Annotated in this window: 16 protein-coding genes; 8 read left to right on the forward strand and 8 right to left on the reverse strand. The window is 54.8% G+C overall.

Features of this window, described 5'->3' with window-relative positions; all coding sequences use genetic code 11:
• Positions 1–5: 5 nt before the first annotated feature.
• A complete protein-coding gene (locus HV340_RS09920; RefSeq protein WP_063925033.1) occupies positions 6–1,514 on the reverse strand; it encodes a PLP-dependent aminotransferase family protein in 1,509 nt (502 codons plus the stop codon).
• Positions 1,515–1,550: 36 nt separating this feature from the next.
• Between HV340_RS09920 and HV340_RS09925 the strand changes: the two genes are divergently transcribed.
• Positions 1,551–2,318 carry an arylamine N-acetyltransferase gene (locus tag HV340_RS09925; protein WP_063925032.1) on the forward strand — a complete coding sequence of 256 codons (768 nt, stop codon included), beginning with the start codon at positions 1,551–1,553 and terminating at the stop codon, positions 2,316–2,318.
• 120 nt (positions 2,319–2,438) lie between these two features.
• Here HV340_RS09925 and HV340_RS09930 read toward each other — a convergent pair whose 3' ends face one another.
• Entirely contained in the window at positions 2,439–2,708 is a 270-nt protein-coding gene (locus HV340_RS09930; protein ID WP_063925031.1) for a hypothetical protein, read from the reverse strand.
• Positions 2,709–2,764: 56 nt separating this feature from the next.
• Positions 2,765–3,112: an HNH nuclease YajD gene (yajD, locus tag HV340_RS09935; RefSeq protein WP_014169845.1), complete on the reverse strand. Its 348-nt coding sequence runs from the start codon at positions 3,110–3,112 to the stop codon at positions 2,765–2,767.
• Positions 3,113–3,290: 178 nt separating this feature from the next.
• Here yajD and HV340_RS09940 point away from each other — a divergent pair, with 178 nt between their 5' ends.
• The gene (locus tag HV340_RS09940; RefSeq protein WP_049023846.1) at positions 3,291–4,316 is read left to right on the forward strand and encodes an LLM class flavin-dependent oxidoreductase; all 1,026 of its coding nucleotides are present in this window, start codon (positions 3,291–3,293) and stop codon (positions 4,314–4,316) included.
• Between the two features lie 96 nt (positions 4,317–4,412).
• Here HV340_RS09940 and HV340_RS09945 read toward each other — a convergent pair whose 3' ends face one another.
• Positions 4,413–5,456 (reverse strand): AI-2E family transporter, encoded by a 1,044-nt coding sequence (locus tag HV340_RS09945; protein ID WP_014169847.1) that lies wholly within the window; start codon positions 5,454–5,456, stop codon positions 4,413–4,415.
• A gap of 421 nt (positions 5,457–5,877) precedes the next feature.
• Between HV340_RS09945 and mdtJ the strand changes: the two genes are divergently transcribed.
• The 3 genes from mdtJ (at position 5,878) to HV340_RS09960 (ending at position 8,804) form a co-directional block, all read left to right on the forward strand.
• Positions 5,878–6,240, forward strand: a complete 363-nt coding sequence (mdtJ, locus tag HV340_RS09950) for a multidrug/spermidine efflux SMR transporter subunit MdtJ (RefSeq protein WP_025204323.1) — start codon at positions 5,878–5,880, stop codon at positions 6,238–6,240.
• Positions 6,227–6,556 carry a multidrug/spermidine efflux SMR transporter subunit MdtI gene (gene mdtI / locus HV340_RS09955; RefSeq protein ID WP_014169849.1) on the forward strand — a complete coding sequence of 110 codons (330 nt, stop codon included), beginning with the start codon at positions 6,227–6,229 and terminating at the stop codon, positions 6,554–6,556. Before mdtJ ends, mdtI begins: the two co-directional genes overlap by 14 nt.
• Positions 6,557–6,641: 85 nt before the next feature.
• Positions 6,642–8,804 carry a bifunctional diguanylate cyclase/phosphodiesterase gene (locus HV340_RS09960; protein WP_020884293.1) on the forward strand — a complete coding sequence of 721 codons (2,163 nt, stop codon included), beginning with the start codon at positions 6,642–6,644 and terminating at the stop codon, positions 8,802–8,804.
• 1 nt (position 8,805) lies between these two features.
• On the opposite strand, the gene HV340_RS09965 is transcribed toward HV340_RS09960, so the two are convergent.
• The 3 genes from HV340_RS09965 to HV340_RS09975 form a co-directional block, all read right to left on the reverse strand.
• Positions 8,806–9,627 (reverse strand): serine protease, encoded by an 822-nt coding sequence (locus tag HV340_RS09965; protein WP_020884292.1) that lies wholly within the window; start codon positions 9,625–9,627, stop codon positions 8,806–8,808.
• 278 nt (positions 9,628–9,905) lie between these two features.
• Positions 9,906–10,295 (reverse strand): acid resistance repetitive basic protein Asr, encoded by a 390-nt coding sequence (gene asr, locus HV340_RS09970; protein WP_032670412.1) that lies wholly within the window; start codon positions 10,293–10,295, stop codon positions 9,906–9,908.
• Between the two features lie 177 nt (positions 10,296–10,472).
• Entirely contained in the window at positions 10,473–11,960 is a 1,488-nt protein-coding gene (locus HV340_RS09975; protein ID WP_059306010.1) for a carboxypeptidase M32, read from the reverse strand.
• A gap of 155 nt (positions 11,961–12,115) precedes the next feature.
• Here HV340_RS09975 and HV340_RS09980 point away from each other — a divergent pair, with 155 nt between their 5' ends.
• Positions 12,116–12,478 carry a cell envelope integrity protein TolA gene (locus tag HV340_RS09980; RefSeq protein WP_181216492.1) on the forward strand — a complete coding sequence of 121 codons (363 nt, stop codon included), beginning with the start codon at positions 12,116–12,118 and terminating at the stop codon, positions 12,476–12,478.
• A gap of 1 nt (position 12,479) precedes the next feature.
• Here the strand turns inward: HV340_RS09980 and HV340_RS09985 are convergent, their stop codons facing one another.
• Positions 12,480–13,733, reverse strand: coding sequence for an MFS transporter (locus tag HV340_RS09985; RefSeq protein WP_063925028.1), 1,254 nt, complete (start codon positions 13,731–13,733; stop codon positions 12,480–12,482).
• 121 nt (positions 13,734–13,854) lie between these two features.
• Between HV340_RS09985 and HV340_RS09990 the strand changes: the two genes are divergently transcribed.
• Complete coding sequence (locus HV340_RS09990) at positions 13,855–14,787, forward strand: LysR family transcriptional regulator (RefSeq protein WP_032678049.1); 933 nt, start codon at positions 13,855–13,857, stop codon at positions 14,785–14,787.
• A gap of 94 nt (positions 14,788–14,881) precedes the next feature.
• Complete coding sequence (gene mlc / locus HV340_RS09995) at positions 14,882–16,102, forward strand: sugar metabolism global transcriptional regulator Mlc (protein WP_020884286.1); 1,221 nt, start codon at positions 14,882–14,884, stop codon at positions 16,100–16,102.
• The last annotated feature ends 84 nt before the right edge of the window (positions 16,103–16,186 follow it).

A 16,186-nucleotide genomic window follows, 5' to 3' on the forward strand; every position in this document is an offset into this window, starting at 1 on the left:
AACGCTCAATGTTCACTTTCTGGAATAGGGCCAGAGGAGCCGGCCAGTTCATGACAAAGCGCGCCAATCCGATCCACCGCATTCAGCAGGAGAGGCGTGGGTTCGTTGGCACAATTTAATCGCAGGTAATTCGTTAAGTGTGCGCGGGGGGAGAACAGCGGCCCGGGGCTAACGCCAATGTTCAGTGCCAGCGCGCGGCGGTGCACCTCCAGTGCATTCACCTGGTGTGGAAGTTCAACCCACAACAGGAAACCGGCAGCCGGCACGTTAACGCGCGTGCCGGGAGGGAAGCTTGCCTTGACGCGCGCAATGACGGCACCAATCCCCTCCGCGATGCGCCGCTTTAGCCGCCGCAGATGACGATCGTAGTCGCCACTGGTCAGGATTTCGCTCGTTGCGGCCTCGAACAGCGGCGCGCCTGCCCAGTCTCCGGCCATACGCGCCTGCAGGACCTGGGCGTGGTAACGTCCGGGCGCAATCCAGCCGATGCGCCATCCGGGCGCAAGCGTTTTAGACAATGAACTGCAGTAAATGACATTCCCGCTCTGGTCGAACGCTTTACAGGCCGGAGGACGTTGCCCTTCGCCGACCAGATCGCCATAAACATCGTCCTCAATTAACGGGATACCTGCATCTTCCAGCAGGGCAACAAGTTCCTGCTTGCGGGGGACGGACATACTGGCGCCCAGCGGATTTTGCACGGTGGGCGAGGCCAGAACGGCCGCTGGATGATGGCACCGAATAGCATCGGCGAGCGGCGCCAGCAACAACCCTTCTTGAGGATCGGTTGGGATCTCCAGCGCCTTCAGGCCCAAATCTTCCAGCAGCAACAGCGTACCGAAATAGGCGGGTTGTTCTATCGCTACCACGTCGCCAGGCTGGCACACAGCCCGCAACGCCAGACGCAGCGCCTGTGTCGCGCCAGCGGTAATGATGAGATCCTCTGCACCAAAACGGCCGCCCCATTGCGCTGCCCGGGCTGCAATCTTACTGCGCAAATCAACCCGTCCCGGAGGCAGACTATAGCTTTGCCCACGTGCTTCCAGACGTCGACCTGCAGACTGCAGCGCACGTTGCAGGGTATCGCCTGGTAGCCACGCGGGGTCGGGCAAGGCAGCCCCCAGCGGTACCAGCCGGGCTTCTGCACTACTGAATAACGATCGCGCGACGGCTGACATTGTCACAGGCACGGGGCCGGGCAGGGAACGCGTGGGCTGCACGCATCGGGACTGGCGGGTCTGACGGACGTAGTAGCCCGAACGCGGACGCGCAACGATCAGGCCTTCGGCCTCAAGGCAGCGGAGTGCTTCCAGTGCCGTCGGGAGACTGACCTGTTCGCGCTCGGCCAGTTTACGTGCAGAGATCATCCGGTCGCCGATTTGCAACGCGCCTGAAGCCAGCGTAAGACGCAGCATCTCAGCAATCCGACGGTAATGGGGGGACGGGGCGGCCATGGGGATCTGTGCAGTCAAATTTTCGATAAAACTGACTATACAGCCAATGAAGTGCCCCATCTATAGTGTCCGGCATGTTCCAGACAAGGAGGCACTATGCACAGCGACAATTTCGATATTTCTGCCTATTTCAGGCGCATAAACTATACCGGCCCTGCGGCTGCCGATACTGCAACCCTGCATGCGCTTATGCGCCATCAGCTCTTTTCGATACCCTTTGAAAATGGGGATGTACAGGCGGGTAAAGTCGTTTCGCTGGTACCCGAAGACATTGCCGATAAGCTGTTGAGGCAGAAGCGCGGCGGCTATTGCTATGAGGTGAATGGGCTATTTGCGATGGCGCTGGAGGCATTGGGCATTCGCTGGCGTTTTGTCGCGGCGCGCCCGATGTTCTACCCGGTGCGTCGGCCTAAAACCCATATGGCACTCATTGCTGAGACTGACGGTCGTCAGTGGCTTTGTGACCTCGGGTTCGGTAGCTACGGCATCCGTGCGCCGATGGCGTTAGACATGCTTGATACGGATATCCGGCAGGATTTCGACACGTTCCGGCTGACCCGTAACGCGGAGGGTGAGTATCTGCTTCAGGCATGGGTGGAGGGTAAATGGGCCAGTCAGTACGGCTTTGACCTCTCTCCTCAGGAGTGGATTGATTTTGTGCCTGCTAACTACCTTAACTCCACGCACCCGGACGCCATTTTTGTGCAGAAGCTGCTCGTCGTACAGCATCGCCCGGAAGGACGCCAGATTTTGCTGGGTAACGTGCTGAAAACGATCACCGCGCAGGGCGTGGAAACGCAGCAGCTGGCAGAAGATGATATTGCCTCTGTACTGAAAAATTGTTTTGCGCTGACGGTTGAGTGATCCACAGGGGGACGCTGGACTGTATCGAGTCTGCGCATGCGTCCCCGGCTTATCATCGACAATGCGGACTGTTAAATACAGAGGCTACCTGAGACGTCTTCAGGGCAGAAACCGTATCCGCTACGTAAAAAGCGTCGTAATAATCAACCCTATAATATACAGGGAAAGGATGCCCTGGATGCTACTTAAAGCCCACCGCAAGTAGCGCCACTGGTAGCGTTCTCTGGCATTGGCCTCGGCAATGGGGCCGGTAGCGTCAGGGGCTTCTTTTCTGAAGCGCTGCAGGGTTTGATGACACCACCACACCAGCAGTAATACCAGCACGGTTTTCATGAGCAGTGAGCCATAAGCATTGAAAAAAACGTCCCAGTAGCAACGGAGTGTATCCATATCCTTTTACCTGTAACTGTGCGGCCCATATGACGAAGAGGGGCAATATTAGGGAATTATTTCTTCTTATTCATCATCGCTTTTAGATCGGCAAACGGGTTGAAAGTGGCCACGCCCATGTCTTTTTGCGCGTCTTCACCCGCCACAACGGTAGTACCGTACTGATCTGCTTCGGTGTATTTCGAGTGTTCATGGTCGTGGCAAAACAGGCACAACAGCTCCCAGTTGCTGCCATCTTCCGGGTTATTAGTATGATCGTGATCGATATGGTGAACCGTGAGCTCGCGCAGGTTTGAATAGACGAACTCGCGTGAGCAGCGTCCACAGACCCAGGGATAGATTTTTAATGCCTTTTCACGGTAGCCACTTTCCAGTCGCGCGTAGTTTTTAGGGATCAGAGCCATTGCCGGTTTTACCTGCCAGGGAAAAAGAAAGACGCACTATATCTCATTATGGGGCGTCATTGCGATCCGCTCAATTCAGTCAATTTATTTGAATTATTCCGTTAAATAAAGGGCATTTATTCTCCCCGGGTAATGCGTAAAGTAGAGATAACGCAAAGCATCATCAGGATATCTCGTTATGAAAAAGATCGGCTTTTTGTCATTTGGTCACTGGACACCGTCACCTCAGTCCGGCACGCGTTCCGCGACGGACACCCTGTTGCAATCCATCGACCTGGCCGTCGCTGCTGAAGAGCTGGGCGCAGACGGTGCCTATTTCCGTGTGCATCATTTTGCCCGTCAACTCAGCTCTCCATTCCCCTTACTGGCGGCGATCGGTGCGAAAACGAAAAGCATCGAAATCGGTACTGGTGTGATCGATATGCGCTATGAAAATCCGATGTACATGGCGGAAGATGCGGGCGCGGCGGATTTAATCTCCGGCGGACGTTTGCAACTGGGGATCAGCCGGGGCTCTCCGGAGCAGGTCATTGATGGCTGGCGTCATTTTGGTTATGTCCCGCAGGAAGGGGAAAACGAATCAGATATGGCGCGCCGACATACCGAGGTACTGCTTGAGGTGCTGCGCGGAGAAGGGTTTGCAAAACCGAACCCACAACCCATGTTCCCAAATCCACCGGGACTGCTGCGCCTGGAGCCACATTCCGAAGGTTTACGTGAGCGCATCTGGTGGGGCGCAGGGTCGAACGCGACAGCGGTATGGGCTGCAAAACTGGGGATGAACCTGCAAAGCTCAACCCTGAAAGATGATGAAACCGGTGAGCCATTCCATATTCAGCAGGCAAAACAGATCCGCGCCTACCGACAGGCCTGGGCGGAAGCAGGGCATACTCGTCAGCCGCGCGTCTCGGTCAGCCGCAGTATTTTTGCGCTGATGGACGATCGTGACCGCATGTACTTCGGCGCAAGCCGGAACGACAGCGATAGCGTGGGTTACCTTGATGAGAAAACGCGCGCAATTTTCGGACGCAGCTATGCCGCTGAGCCTGAAAAGCTGATTGAGCAGTTGAAACAGGACGAAGCGATTGCCGAAGCGGACACCTTATTGCTCACCGTGCCGAACCAGCTCGGGGTGGATTACAACGCGCATGTTATCGAGTCCATTCTGAAGCATGTTGCACCGGCAATGGGATGGCGCGAGTAGCCATTTTGTTGTGCGCCGGGCGCCGCGCGCGAAGGCCGTAACGCCTGCCTGTCTCGTCACCCCCGGTAAGGGAGACGAGACAGGCATCTGCGGAGGTTATTCGACTGGCTTATGGCTCATATCGCTCAGCAGCACGGCGATACTTTGCCCGCCCGCCGTCTGTTCGAGGCCAATCTTCACAATGATGGTCAGCGGAACGGAGAGCAACATGCCGACCGGGCCGAGCAGCCATCCCCAAAATATAAGGGACAGAAATACCACCAGCGTGGACAATCCCAGACCACGCCCCATCATGCGTGGCTCAAGAATGTTCCCGAACACCAGGTTAATCACCAGATACCCGGCCAGCAGAATCAGAGCATCATAGAACCCACTGAACACCAGCACCTGCAGAATAGGGGGGATAGCGGCCAGCACCGAACCGATGTTGGGGATATAGTTGAGCGCAAAGGCCAGTAATCCCCAGACGAACGCAAACCGGACATCCAGCGCCATCAGCATTCCCCAGACCACGGCCCCGGTGACCAGGCTAATGGCGGTTTTCAGGACCAGATAGCGGGAGACGCTATCCAGCGCGCGTTGAATCGCCCCCATGCCTTCAACCGGACGGACCATAATTTGCTGCAGTTTTGCGGGCAGTTGCGGTACTTCCAACAGCATGAACACCACCGTTAAAAACAGCAGGAAAATCGAGGTCATGGCGTTAGAGAGCTGCGCCAGCAGGCCAGTGACGAGGGTCATGGCGGCATTCGGATCAATGTACTTCAGCAACTCCTCAACGGAGACTTCGATTCCCGCACGCTGCAGCCAGGGTTCTAGCTGCAACAGCGGTATCGCCAGCGACGAGCGGTATTTCGGTAACGTTCGCGTCAGTTCATTGAGGGAGGTGCCGAGATAAGCGACCAGCAGCACCATGGCAATAATAATGATGCTGATAAGCATCGTGATTGCCAGCACGCGCGGGATGCGGAACCGCGTCATGCGCTGTATGAGCGGGTTAAGGATCACCGCAATAAACAGGGCCAGAATAAACGGCACGATGATGTCGGCGGCAAAACGGACGCCCGTCAATATGATCACCAGCATGCCCAGCATGATGACAATTTTTAGCCCGTTCAGGGTAATGATGGGTTTAGCCATGGGGGTTCCTGAATAATATTTTTATTTATAATAAAGGCGAAAGCCGTTTCAATAAACTAACCAAAATCAAACGGGATGGGTAAAGAATTGAAAAGACTTTGAGTAAAAGCCTTACTTATGGTACAAATTTGGCGTGTTCAACTACCGAGGACAATTTTCATCCGCAAAGACGAGAAGCAACAACGCGGATAATTGTAATTTTATGGACAATTTGTTCAGGACGTATTCTTCAAACAACACCGCTGTATTTTTCACTTCCTTCTGCCTTCTTTCTGGTGAGCAACACTGGCGCAACGCGCTATAGTCACATCTTCTGCCTAAGCTGGCGCTACGCGCTTAGCTGTCTGATTTAATTTCATATTTTTGGGTTTGCTGCACGCAGCAGGCCACGATGGATTATATTCTCAAGCAGGAGAAAAACATGTTTTACTGGATTTTATTAGCCCTTGCTATTATCGCTGAAATTACCGGCACGCTGTCGATGAAATGGGCAAGCGTCAGCGATGGCAATACCGGCTTTATTTTAATGCTGGTGATGATTTCACTTTCCTATATTTTCCTGTCGTTTGCAGTGAAGAAAATTGCGCTGGGTGTGGCCTATGCGCTGTGGGAAGGGATCGGTATTTTGTTGATCACCCTGTTCAGCGTCTTATTATTTGACGAAACATTATCAACAATGAAGATTGCCGGGTTAACGACGCTGGTAGCAGGTATCGTGCTGATTAAATCGGGTACACGCAAACCGACTAAGCAGCCGAAGGAGCAGACCCATGCAGCAGTTTGAATGGATCCACGCGGCCTGGTTGGGGTTTGCCATCGTGCTGGAGATTTTAGCGAACGTCCTGCTAAAATTCTCTGACGGTTTTCGTCGTAAAATTTACGGACTGTTGTCGATTGCCGCCGTACTGGGGGCGTTCAGCGCCCTGTCACAGGCAGTGAAGGGTATCGATCTGTCCGTGGCCTATGCGCTGTGGGGCGGGTTTGGTATTGCCGCCACCCTGGCAGCCGGCTGGGTGCTGTTCGGTCAGCGTTTAAATAACAAAGGTTGGATTGGACTGATATTGCTGCTTGCCGGCATGATCATGATAAAACTCGCCTGATACACGTTAAGCCATTATTTACAGGCAGCGAAATTCGCTGCCTGTATTACTCTTAAAAAAAGCAAAACATTGAAGAGGATGGCTAATGTATCGCACATTAAGCTGGCGCAATATTCCCACCGCGAGAACATTGTTCGCCATGATCTTCATGGCGGGGATCGGCTTAATCATCTCCATTGTCGCGCTGCTCTATTTATCTCTGCACCTGATCAGCACCAAAACCAATGAAATTGACGAGCACCGCACCACGCTTTCCGTGCAGGGTGCGATACAAACGTCGGTTAACCGTGTCTCGACCCTGGTGATAGATAATGCCGTCTGGGACGATGCGGTACGCGAGGTCTACCGCCCAAAGCTCGATACCGAATGGTTATACAACACCTGGGGAGCGGGCTTTAAAGTCAATAACCTCTATGACGGCACTTTCGTGCTGGATGAGCATTTCAACGTTATCTGGGGATCGTTTCAAAGCCAGCCTTTTGCGGAGACGAATCTCGACTTTTTTGGCAAAGGCCTGCAAGCGCTTATTCAGCAGCACGGACGTGAATTACCCAGCCAGAAGAATATTTATGCCGGGATCACTCGAACGCGTCACGGCGTCGCGTTTGTCGGAATAGGGCTGATCCGACCGATGATCGGGCGATTGCAGGTTAACGACGGTACGCGCCGCTATCTGGTGATTACCCGCCATTTGAATAGCGGCATATTATCCGATCTGGGGCAGACCTTTCAGATTGATAACCTCAACTTTACCCCGGATAAAATCAACAGTCTGAGTATGCCGCTGCGCAGTTCTGCTGGGGAGTTACTGGGTTACCTCAACTGGCAGGCACGCCTTCCTGGCGCGCAGGCGGCCCGGGCCGCATCATCTGATATCACGCAGATAGTGGTGCTGGCATCGGTGCTGATCCTGCTGTTTATTATGGTGAGCTGTGTGGGCCTGTACAAACTGGCCCGCGGAGAAAGCCAGGCGCGTCTGGTCGCCAGAACGGACTGGCTAAGCCATCTGCCGAACCGCCGCGCACTCATTGAAGCGCTGGACCGCGTGAGTTTGCGTGGCGATATTGACGTCAAAAGCGTGGTGTTTATCGATCTGGATGGCTTCAAGGACGTCAACGATATCTACGGCCACAGCGTCGGTGACGATCTCATTGTGACCATCGCCAAAACGCTGAATGAATGCGTTCCACCGGGTGGGATGCTGGCGCGCATGGGAGGCGATGAGTTTGCCATGACCATCGGCGGTGAAGGGGCAGAAGCGCTGGCGACCACCTTTGCCGAATCCGTACTGGATTTTCTCAATACCCCCATTCGTCTGGGGGAGCGCACCATTCATATCGGTGCCAGCATCGGGATTGCCAGCGGAACCCTGATTGAATGCACCAGTTCCGAGCTGTTTCGCCGCGCCGATATCGCCATGTACCATTCCAAAATTAGCGGGAAAGGGCGTGTCACCCACTATGACGCGGCGCTGAATAACGCCCGGGAACGCAAGCTTGCGATTGAAAACCAGATCCGTAACGGACTGGAGCGAGACGAGTTTGAGGTCTGGTACCAGCCGATTATTGACGCCCGCAGTCAGAAAATGAGCAGTGTGGAAGCGCTGGTTCGCTGGCCGCGTCGTCCGGAAGGTGAACTCGGTCCGGATACCTTCATTTCCATTGCGGAAACGAGCGGGCTGATTTACAAACTGGGCCAGTTTGTTTTGCAGCGTGCCTGCCAGGATCTGGAGCCGTACAGCGAATTAAAGCTCTCCGTTAATATCTCCCCGGCGCAGTTTCGCGATCCTGAATTCGAAGAAAAAGTGGCCTGGGTTCTGGAAAGCACCCGTTTCCCGGCCAGGCGACTCCAGCTCGAAGTCACGGAGACCTATGTGCTGGAAAACCCCGAGCGTGCCCGCACGGCGATTGCCAACCTTAAAGCGCTGGGCACCGCGGTGGCGCTGGATGATTTTGGCACGGGCTATTCGAGTATTGGCTATTTGCGGCGTTTTAATTTCGACACCATTAAGATCGATAAATCACTGGCCGGGCTGGTGGACAACGATGAGCAGGCGGCGGCGCTGGTGAGCGGCACGGTGAGGATCGCCAATGCCCTGGGCATGGCGGTGGTCGCTGAAGGGGTGGAAAACGAAAAGCAGATGAAATTGTTACGACTGGCTGGCTGCGATCAGCTGCAGGGGTTCTGGTTCAGCCAGCCGATGCCGATTGAATCAATCAGGGCGTTACGTCAGGTCAGACAGTGCTGAGCTACTGCTGCGCCAGTGCTTCCAGCTTGTCACGAAAACCGGTCACGGCTAAGGCCCGGTTATCTGCACGCCATCTGTCTTTTGCCGCTGGCGCAGAGCTTTGAACACCAATCAGTTGCCAGCCGTTATCCGTTTTTAACATCAGCGGCGAGCCGCTGTCACCGGGTAACGTATCGCACTGATGCGAGAGCACGCTGTTTTGCGCCCATCCTGTGACAATACAGTCCGTGTGGGTGTAAAGCGCGTCCAGATGATCGACAGGGTAGCCTGATTGCGTCACCTTACGGTCGGCGGCTTTCAGTGCGGCAGTGAGCGCGGCTTTGTCTCCGTCAAATAACGGAAGCGGGGTAATGCCAGAAGGCGGGTAGCGCAAAATGATCAGGCCAAAATCCCAGGATGCCGCTGACGGAGGCACTATCCAGCCGTCACCGTCGGGCTTCAGACGTTTGCCGAGAGAAGCATCAACCCGTCCCTCAATACCGTGAATTTCATAACGCCACATCCCTTTTTGCGACACAAATCGCAGGGCAACGGCTTTGTCTGGCTTGCCGTCTGGCGGTGTCAGCAGGCAGTGGCCTGCCGTCAGGGCAAGTTGCGGGGTAATCAGCGTAGCGGTACATAAATTACCGCTGGCGGTTTCCAGTTGCCCGATAGCGTCCCAGGGTGCCTGGGTAGGATCGGCGACGCGCGTACGATCGTCATGACCGAAAAACAGCGTTTTAAGCTCTTTCGCGCTAATGGTTTCATCACCGCCATCATCCGCATGTGAGAATCCAGAAAAAAGACCAAACGTTCCCAGTAACAACACAACAGATTTACGCATATCACACTCTGGTGGGGGCAATTATGATTATTAAAAGTGAACCCTATGAAAATACTATAGACGGGACAGCGCTAAAGTGGGAGTAAAATCAGCGTGCTACGATCAGGAAAGATAAAAATGGCTTGCGATGAGCGCGCATAAAATAAGCAGGATAAGAATCAGCTCAAACCGATAGCGCCGCAGCATACGCCCTCCGGATAAAAAAAACGGCGCTGGACCTTTCCGGTTCAGCGCCGGTTTACCAACGTGCCCCGAAAGGCACGGTTAAGCTTGTACTCTTACGCAGCTGGCTGTGCAGCTGGTTTAGCAGCTTCGTGTTTTACTGCTTTTTTGTGATGCTTTTTAGCGGCCTGGGCTTTCTGTTCTACAGCAGGTTTGGTCGCTTTTTTGTGGTGCTTTTTAGCGGCCTGCGCTTTCTGCTCTACAGCCGGTTTAGCGGCATCTTGTTTAACGGCTTTTTTGTGGTGTTTTTTAGCAGCCTGGGCTTTTTGCTCTGCAGCAGGTTTAGCGGCTTTATGGTGTTTCTTGTGGTGTACGGTTTTTGCCGGAGCAGCAGTCGTTGTTGCAGCTGGAGCAGCAGCAGCCGGTGCAGCAGTGGTTTCAGCAGCAAACGCAGCAGAAGACAGACCCATAGCAGCGGCAACAACCAGAGCTAATACTTTTTTCATGTTCATACCCTCGAATTTGGTTTTTCATTTAACCCCACTGCGGGGCCGTTGAAAGAACTATATCCCTGTAAATTCGGGGTTTCCGTGAGTGATTGGTATCGGCGTGTAACGGAATGTACAAAGGGCGGTACAGGGTGCGCAAAAGGAAAACGGCCGGAGCGTACTCCGGCCGCTGGATTACAGATAACGGGACGTCAAATGCTCGCGGAAGTAACGGATATTCAGGTCTTCACCCGTCGCCTGGGTAATCAGTTGCGAAGTGGTGAAGCGGCTACCGTGCTGCCAGATGTTCTGACGCAGCCAGTCAAACAGGGCGGAGAAATCGCCCTCAGCGATGGAGGACTGCAGACCCGGCAGCGCCGTTTTGGCCGCATGGAACAATTGCGCGGCGTACATCGCGCCGAGCGTGTAGGACGGGAAGTAGCCAAAACCGCCGTCGGTCCAGTGAATGTCCTGCATACAGCCGTTGCGGTAGTTATCTTTGGTTGATAACCCGAGCCAGGCCTGCATTTTCTCATCCCACAGTGCCGGAATGTCATCCACCTCGATATCGCCATTGATCAGCGCACGTTCAATTTCATAGCGCAGCACCACATGTGCCGGGTAGCTGACTTCGTCGGCATCGACGCGGATATAGCCCGGTTTCACGCGCTGGTTCCAGGCAATAAAGTTCTCTTCACTGAACGCCGCCTGACTGCCAAAACGGGCGTGAACCGCAGGGAGGAGATGTTTAAGGAAAGCGTCGCTGCGCCCCAGCTGCATCTCAAAGAACAGGCTCTGGGATTCGTGGATCGCCGTTGAACGGGCCAGCGCGACAGGTTGACCGGCCCACGTTCGCGGCAGGTTTTGCTCGTAGCGCGCGTGTCCGGTTTCGTGGATCACGCCAAACAGCGCGCTGAGCAGCTCGTCCTCATCATAACGCGTGGTGATGCGCACATCTTCCGGCACGCCACCGCAGAACGGGTGTGCACTGACGTCCAGGCGACCGCCGTTAAAATCAAAGCCGAGCATCTTCATGGCTTCAAGCCCGAGTTCACGCTGCGTTGCCGTCGGAAAGGGGCCCTGCGGCGGAACGAACGACTGCTGAGCCTGTTTTTCCACAACGTTTGCCAGCAGGTCCGGCAGCCAGGATTTCATATCCGCGAACAGTACGTCCAGGCGCGCGCTGGTCATGTCCGGCTCGAAAATATCCAGCAGCGCGTCGTAAGGGCTGCAGCCTTTGGCTTCAGCACGCAGACGAGCCTCCTCGCGGCTCAGTTTGACGACCTCTTTCAGGTTGGCGGCAAACCCCTGCCAGTCATTGGCCGGGCGCTGGGTACGCCAGGCGTGCTCACATTTGCTGCCTGCCAGCGATTTGGCTTCCACCAGCGCTTCCGGCAACAGCGACGCCTGCTGGTAATGACGCGTCATTTCACGCAGGTTGGCTTGTTCAATATCATTCAGGTCCTCACCGGCCGCGGCGGTGAGCCATTCACCCACCTTTTTATCGGTCAGGATCTGGTGTTGCAGAACGCTCATTTCGGCCAGCGCTTCACCGCGCGCGGCACTGCCGCCCGGTGGCATCATGGTAAACATATCCCAGCTGGCGATGGAGGAGAGGTGGGAGAAACGGGAGAGGCGCTGGAAGGTGCGGGTGAGTTGTTGGTAGTGGCTGTTTTCGCTCATTTCGTTTTCTCTTTGCAAGGCGATGTTTCAGGCATGAAGAGTGAGTAGTATCAAAATTCCCGCCTGAATCCAAGCCATTACCCCTTAGAGTTTGGTGCTATTTCGTTCAGTAACGCTGTGCTATAACCCTAAAAAAAACGACTGCCGGATGGAAAATGAACAAGGTTGTGAGTGTAGGGATTGCAGTGTTGCTGACGGGATGCCAGACACATCATCATGACGTGATCCCGTTCAACACCGAAGAAGACTCCGCGCACGCATGGGCGTTTGCGTATGTGGAAACAGTGAAACAAAGGATGACGACCACAGAGCAGTATGAAGGGAAGCTCTGCTCGTTAAAGATTCACCAGCCCAAAGGCGCGGCCTATGTGACCCACATTCAGGTGGTAAAAGGCAGCGATCCGGAACTGTGTAAGGCCGCCATTGCGGCCTTACAGTCTGCCAGTGACGATCATGTGCTCCCAGTGGTACCTGGTGAGCGTATCGGGGAAAACTACACGCTCGATTTCAAACCCTGAATCAGTGCAGACGCTGGTGTAAACGGGTCCCTACCAGCAGCGCCCCGCAGAGCATCAGCGCAATAAAACCGCCCACGCCGTTCCAGCCATAGTTATGCCAGAACACCCCACCCAGCGTCCCCGCAAAGCTGGAGCCGAGGTAATAGCTGAACAGATACAAAGATGACGCCTGGCCTTTGGCCCGGCGAGCACGTGGCCCAATCCAGCTGCTGGCCACCGAGTGAGCGGCGAAGAAACCGGCAGAGAAAAGCAGCATCCCGGCGAAGATAAGCCACAGGGAGGCGAAAAGGGTCATCAACAGGCCGAGCAGCATGACGGCGGTAGAGACCAGCATAACCGGACCGCGTCCAAAGCGGGCCGTCATCGCTCCGGCTTTAGGTGAACTCCACGTACCGGTGAGATACGCAACAGAGAGCAGACCTACCACCGCCTGGCTCAGATGCCACGGGGAGAGCATCAGGCGATAACCGATATAGTTAAACAACGTAACGAATGAGCCCATCAGCAGAAAGCCGGTCAGGAACAGCAGCGGCAACCCTTTGTCACGCCAGTGCAGACGGAAGTTGATAAACAGCGTTTTCGGGCGCAGGGAGGTAGAACGAAAATGACGTGATTCCGGAAGGATTTTCCAGAACATCAGCGCAGACGCAAGGGCAAAGCAGCCGATCACCGCCAGCGCAATACGCCAGTTAAAGAAGTCCGTAAACACCCCGCTCAGCAGACGTCCACTCATTCCGCCAATCGAGTTCCCGCTGATGTACAGCCCCATAGAGAAGGCGACAAAGCTCGGGTGGATCTCTTCGCTGAGATAGGTCATCCCGACCGCCGCCACGCCGCTCAGGGATAACCCAATTAACGCGCGCATCACCAGGATACCGTGCCAGCTGGTCATTATCGTCGAGAGTAACGTACAAATCGAAGCCAGCATCAGGGCGGTAACCATCACCGGTTTACGGCCAATGGCGTCGGAAAGTGGCCCGGTGAAAAGCAGACCAATCGCCAGCATGCCGGTAGAGATGGAGAGCGAAATACTGCTGCTGGCAGGCGATACGCCAAATTCATGGGAAAGAACGGGCAGGATCGGCTGAACGCAATAGAGCAGGGCGAAGGTTGCCAGACCCGCTGAGAAAAGCGCCAGCGTGACGCGCATAAACTGGGGGGTACCACGTTTAATGAACTGAACCGGCTGCGATGCTGCGGGTAAATCATCAATATCTCTGGCCGGATCGATATCAATGGTAGATGTACGACTCACACAATGTCCTTGCTTAAACATCCCCGTGGTTTCGGGTGACGGGTATGACCACACGATCAGAGTAGGAAAATGTAAATATTCTGTCTAATATATTAATAATCTCAAATGATACTTTAAAAATATGAATATCGAACTGCGTCATCTGCGCTACTTTGTCGCCGTCGCTGAAGAGCTTCATTTTGGCCGCGCGGCGGCAAGACTGAATATCTCACAACCCCCGTTAAGCCAGCAGATCCAGATCCTTGAGCAACAGGTTGGGGCGCGCCTTCTGGCACGGACCAACCGCAGCGTGAGCCTGACGGCGGCCGGGAAGCAATTTCTGGCCGACAGCCGACAAATTCTCAGTATGGTGGATGAGGCGGCAGCCCGGGCAGAGCGGCTTTATCTCGGGGAAACCGGAGAGTTGCGGATTGGGTTTACCTCGTCTGCACCGTTTATCAGCGCTGTTTCACAGACCCTGTCGTCGTTTCGCCGGCATTTTCCGGATGTGCATATTCAGACGCGCGAAATTAATACCCGCGAGCAAATCGCTCCGCTGAATGAAGGTTCTCTTGATTTAGGTCTGATGCGTAACACCCAACTCCCGGATACGCTGGCGTGGCAGGTTATTCTGCGCGAACCGTTGATGGCAATGATCCCGCACGATCATCCGCTCGCCTCGCGTTCGGCGGTCACGCTGGCAGAGCTGGCAAAAGAGCCATTTGTTTTTTTCGACCCGCAGGTAGGTACCGGTCTGTACGACGATATTCTGGGCCTGTTACGACGCTACGATCTTGCCCCGATCATTACGCAGGAAGTCGGGGAAGCGATGACCATCATTGGGCTTGTCGCGGCGGGGCTGGGTGTCTCTATTCTTCCGGCCTCGTTTAAACGGGTACAATTGCGTGAAATGCGCTGGGTTGCTATCGCCGAAGACGATGCTGTTTCGGAAATGTGGCTGGTATGGTCGAAACATCATGAGCAGAGCCATGCAGCGCAGCGGTTTAAAGCACAGCTGTTAAGCGCCTCTGCAGGACGATATTTAGAGGGAAAAGTGGGTAAAAATGTGCAGTAAATCACATGGCTAAGTAAATATTTGACGACGGCCATTGAAGTGCTTCACCATAGCCCACAGTTTATTTCGATGCTCGAAAATAAGGGAGTACGAGGTGGTTGCTGATAGTCAGCCAGGGCACATTGATCAGATTAAGCAGACCAACGCTGGCGCGGTTTATCGCCTGATTGATCAGCTTGGCCCGGTTTCGCGTATCGATCTTTCGCGCCTGGCACAACTGGCACCTGCCAGTATTACCAAGATTGTTCGTGAAATGCTGGAAGCCCACCTGGTCCAGGAGACGGAAATTCAGGAGCCGGGCAGCCGCGGCCGTCCGGCGGTCGGCCTGGTGGTGGAGACCGAAGCGTGGCACTACCTGTCACTGCGCATTAGCCGGGGAGAGATCTTCCTTGCCCTGCGCGATTTAAGCAGCAAGCTGGTGGTAGAAGACCGGCTGGAGCTGCCGCTCAAGGCTGAACAATCGCTCCTCGATGCCATTGTCACCCATATCGATCACTTCTTTATTCGCCATCAGCAACGCCTTGAACGCTTAACGGCCATTGCGATCACCATGCCGGGTATTATTGATACCGAAAATGGAATCGTGCACCGCATGCCGTTCTACGACGATGTTAAAGAGATGCCGCTGGGCGAGGTGCTGAAAAATCACACCGGCGTGCCGGTCTATATTCAGCATGACATCAGCGCCTGGACGATGGCGGAGGCGCTGTTTGGCGCATCCCGCGGCGCAAGGGACGTGATTCAGGTGGTGATTGACCATAACGTCGGGGCGGGCGTCATCACCGACGGACGCCTTCTGCATGCCGGAAGCAGTAGTCTGGTCGAAATAGGCCACACGCAGGTCGATCCCTACGGCAAGCGCTGTTACTGCGGCAACCATGGCTGTCTGGAAACCATCGCCAGCGTGGAAAGCGTGCTGGAGCTGGCGCAGGTCAGGCTCAGCCAGTCCATGAGCTCTTCGCTGCACGGACAACCGTTGACCGTCGATTCACTCTGCGCCGCAGCGCGTCAGGGGGATCTGCTGGCAAAGGATATTATTACCGGAGTGGGGAATAACGTTGGCCGCATTCTGGCCATTATGGTGAATCTCTTCAACCCGCAAAAAATCCTGATTGGCTCACCGCTGAGTCAGGCGGCGGAAATCCTCTTCCCGGCTATCTCGGCCTGTATTCATCAACAGGCGCTCCCGGCCTACAGCAAAAATATTGCCGTGGAAAGCACCCAGTTTTCCAATCAGGGCACCATGGCTGGAGCAGCCCTGGTCAAGGACGCCATGTATAACGGCTCGCTGCTGATCCGCCTGTTACAGGGTTAACTCTTTTCCGCAGATGTACGAAAAATTGCGCTATCTCAAGCTGGGTAGCGCACGCATCCCGTAGACTTCCCCCACTGAATTATT

Origin of the sequence: Enterobacter sp. RHBSTW-00975 (assembly GCF_013615235.1) — a bacterium.
Lineage (GTDB): Bacteria > Pseudomonadota > Gammaproteobacteria > Enterobacterales > Enterobacteriaceae > Enterobacter > Enterobacter ludwigii.

Excerpts from the sequence above, each read along its gene's own strand:
- HV340_RS09920 (WP_063925033.1), bottom strand. The coding sequence starts at position 1,514 with ATGGGGCACTTCATTGGCTGTATAGTCAGTTTTATCGAAAATTTGACT.
- HV340_RS09925 (WP_063925032.1), top strand. The coding sequence starts at position 1,551 with ATGCACAGCGACAATTTCGATATTTCTGCCTATTTCAGGCGCATAAAC.
- HV340_RS09930 (WP_063925031.1), bottom strand. The coding sequence starts at position 2,708 with ATGGATACACTCCGTTGCTACTGGGACGTTTTTTTCAATGCTTATGGC.
- yajD (WP_014169845.1), bottom strand. The coding sequence starts at position 3,112 with ATGGCTCTGATCCCTAAAAACTACGCGCGACTGGAAAGTGGCTACCGT.
- HV340_RS09940 (WP_049023846.1), top strand. The coding sequence starts at position 3,291 with ATGAAAAAGATCGGCTTTTTGTCATTTGGTCACTGGACACCGTCACCT.
- HV340_RS09945 (WP_014169847.1), bottom strand. The coding sequence starts at position 5,456 with ATGGCTAAACCCATCATTACCCTGAACGGGCTAAAAATTGTCATCATG.
- mdtJ (WP_025204323.1), top strand. The coding sequence starts at position 5,878 with ATGTTTTACTGGATTTTATTAGCCCTTGCTATTATCGCTGAAATTACC.
- mdtI (WP_014169849.1), top strand. The coding sequence starts at position 6,227 with ATGCAGCAGTTTGAATGGATCCACGCGGCCTGGTTGGGGTTTGCCATC.
- HV340_RS09960 (WP_020884293.1), top strand. The coding sequence starts at position 6,642 with ATGTATCGCACATTAAGCTGGCGCAATATTCCCACCGCGAGAACATTG.
- HV340_RS09965 (WP_020884292.1), bottom strand. The coding sequence starts at position 9,627 with ATGCGTAAATCTGTTGTGTTGTTACTGGGAACGTTTGGTCTTTTTTCT.
- asr (WP_032670412.1), bottom strand. The coding sequence starts at position 10,295 with ATGAAAAAAGTATTAGCTCTGGTTGTTGCCGCTGCTATGGGTCTGTCT.
- HV340_RS09975 (WP_059306010.1), bottom strand. The coding sequence starts at position 11,960 with ATGAGCGAAAACAGCCACTACCAACAACTCACCCGCACCTTCCAGCGC.
- HV340_RS09980 (WP_181216492.1), top strand. The coding sequence starts at position 12,116 with ATGAACAAGGTTGTGAGTGTAGGGATTGCAGTGTTGCTGACGGGATGC.
- HV340_RS09990 (WP_032678049.1), top strand. The coding sequence starts at position 13,855 with ATGAATATCGAACTGCGTCATCTGCGCTACTTTGTCGCCGTCGCTGAA.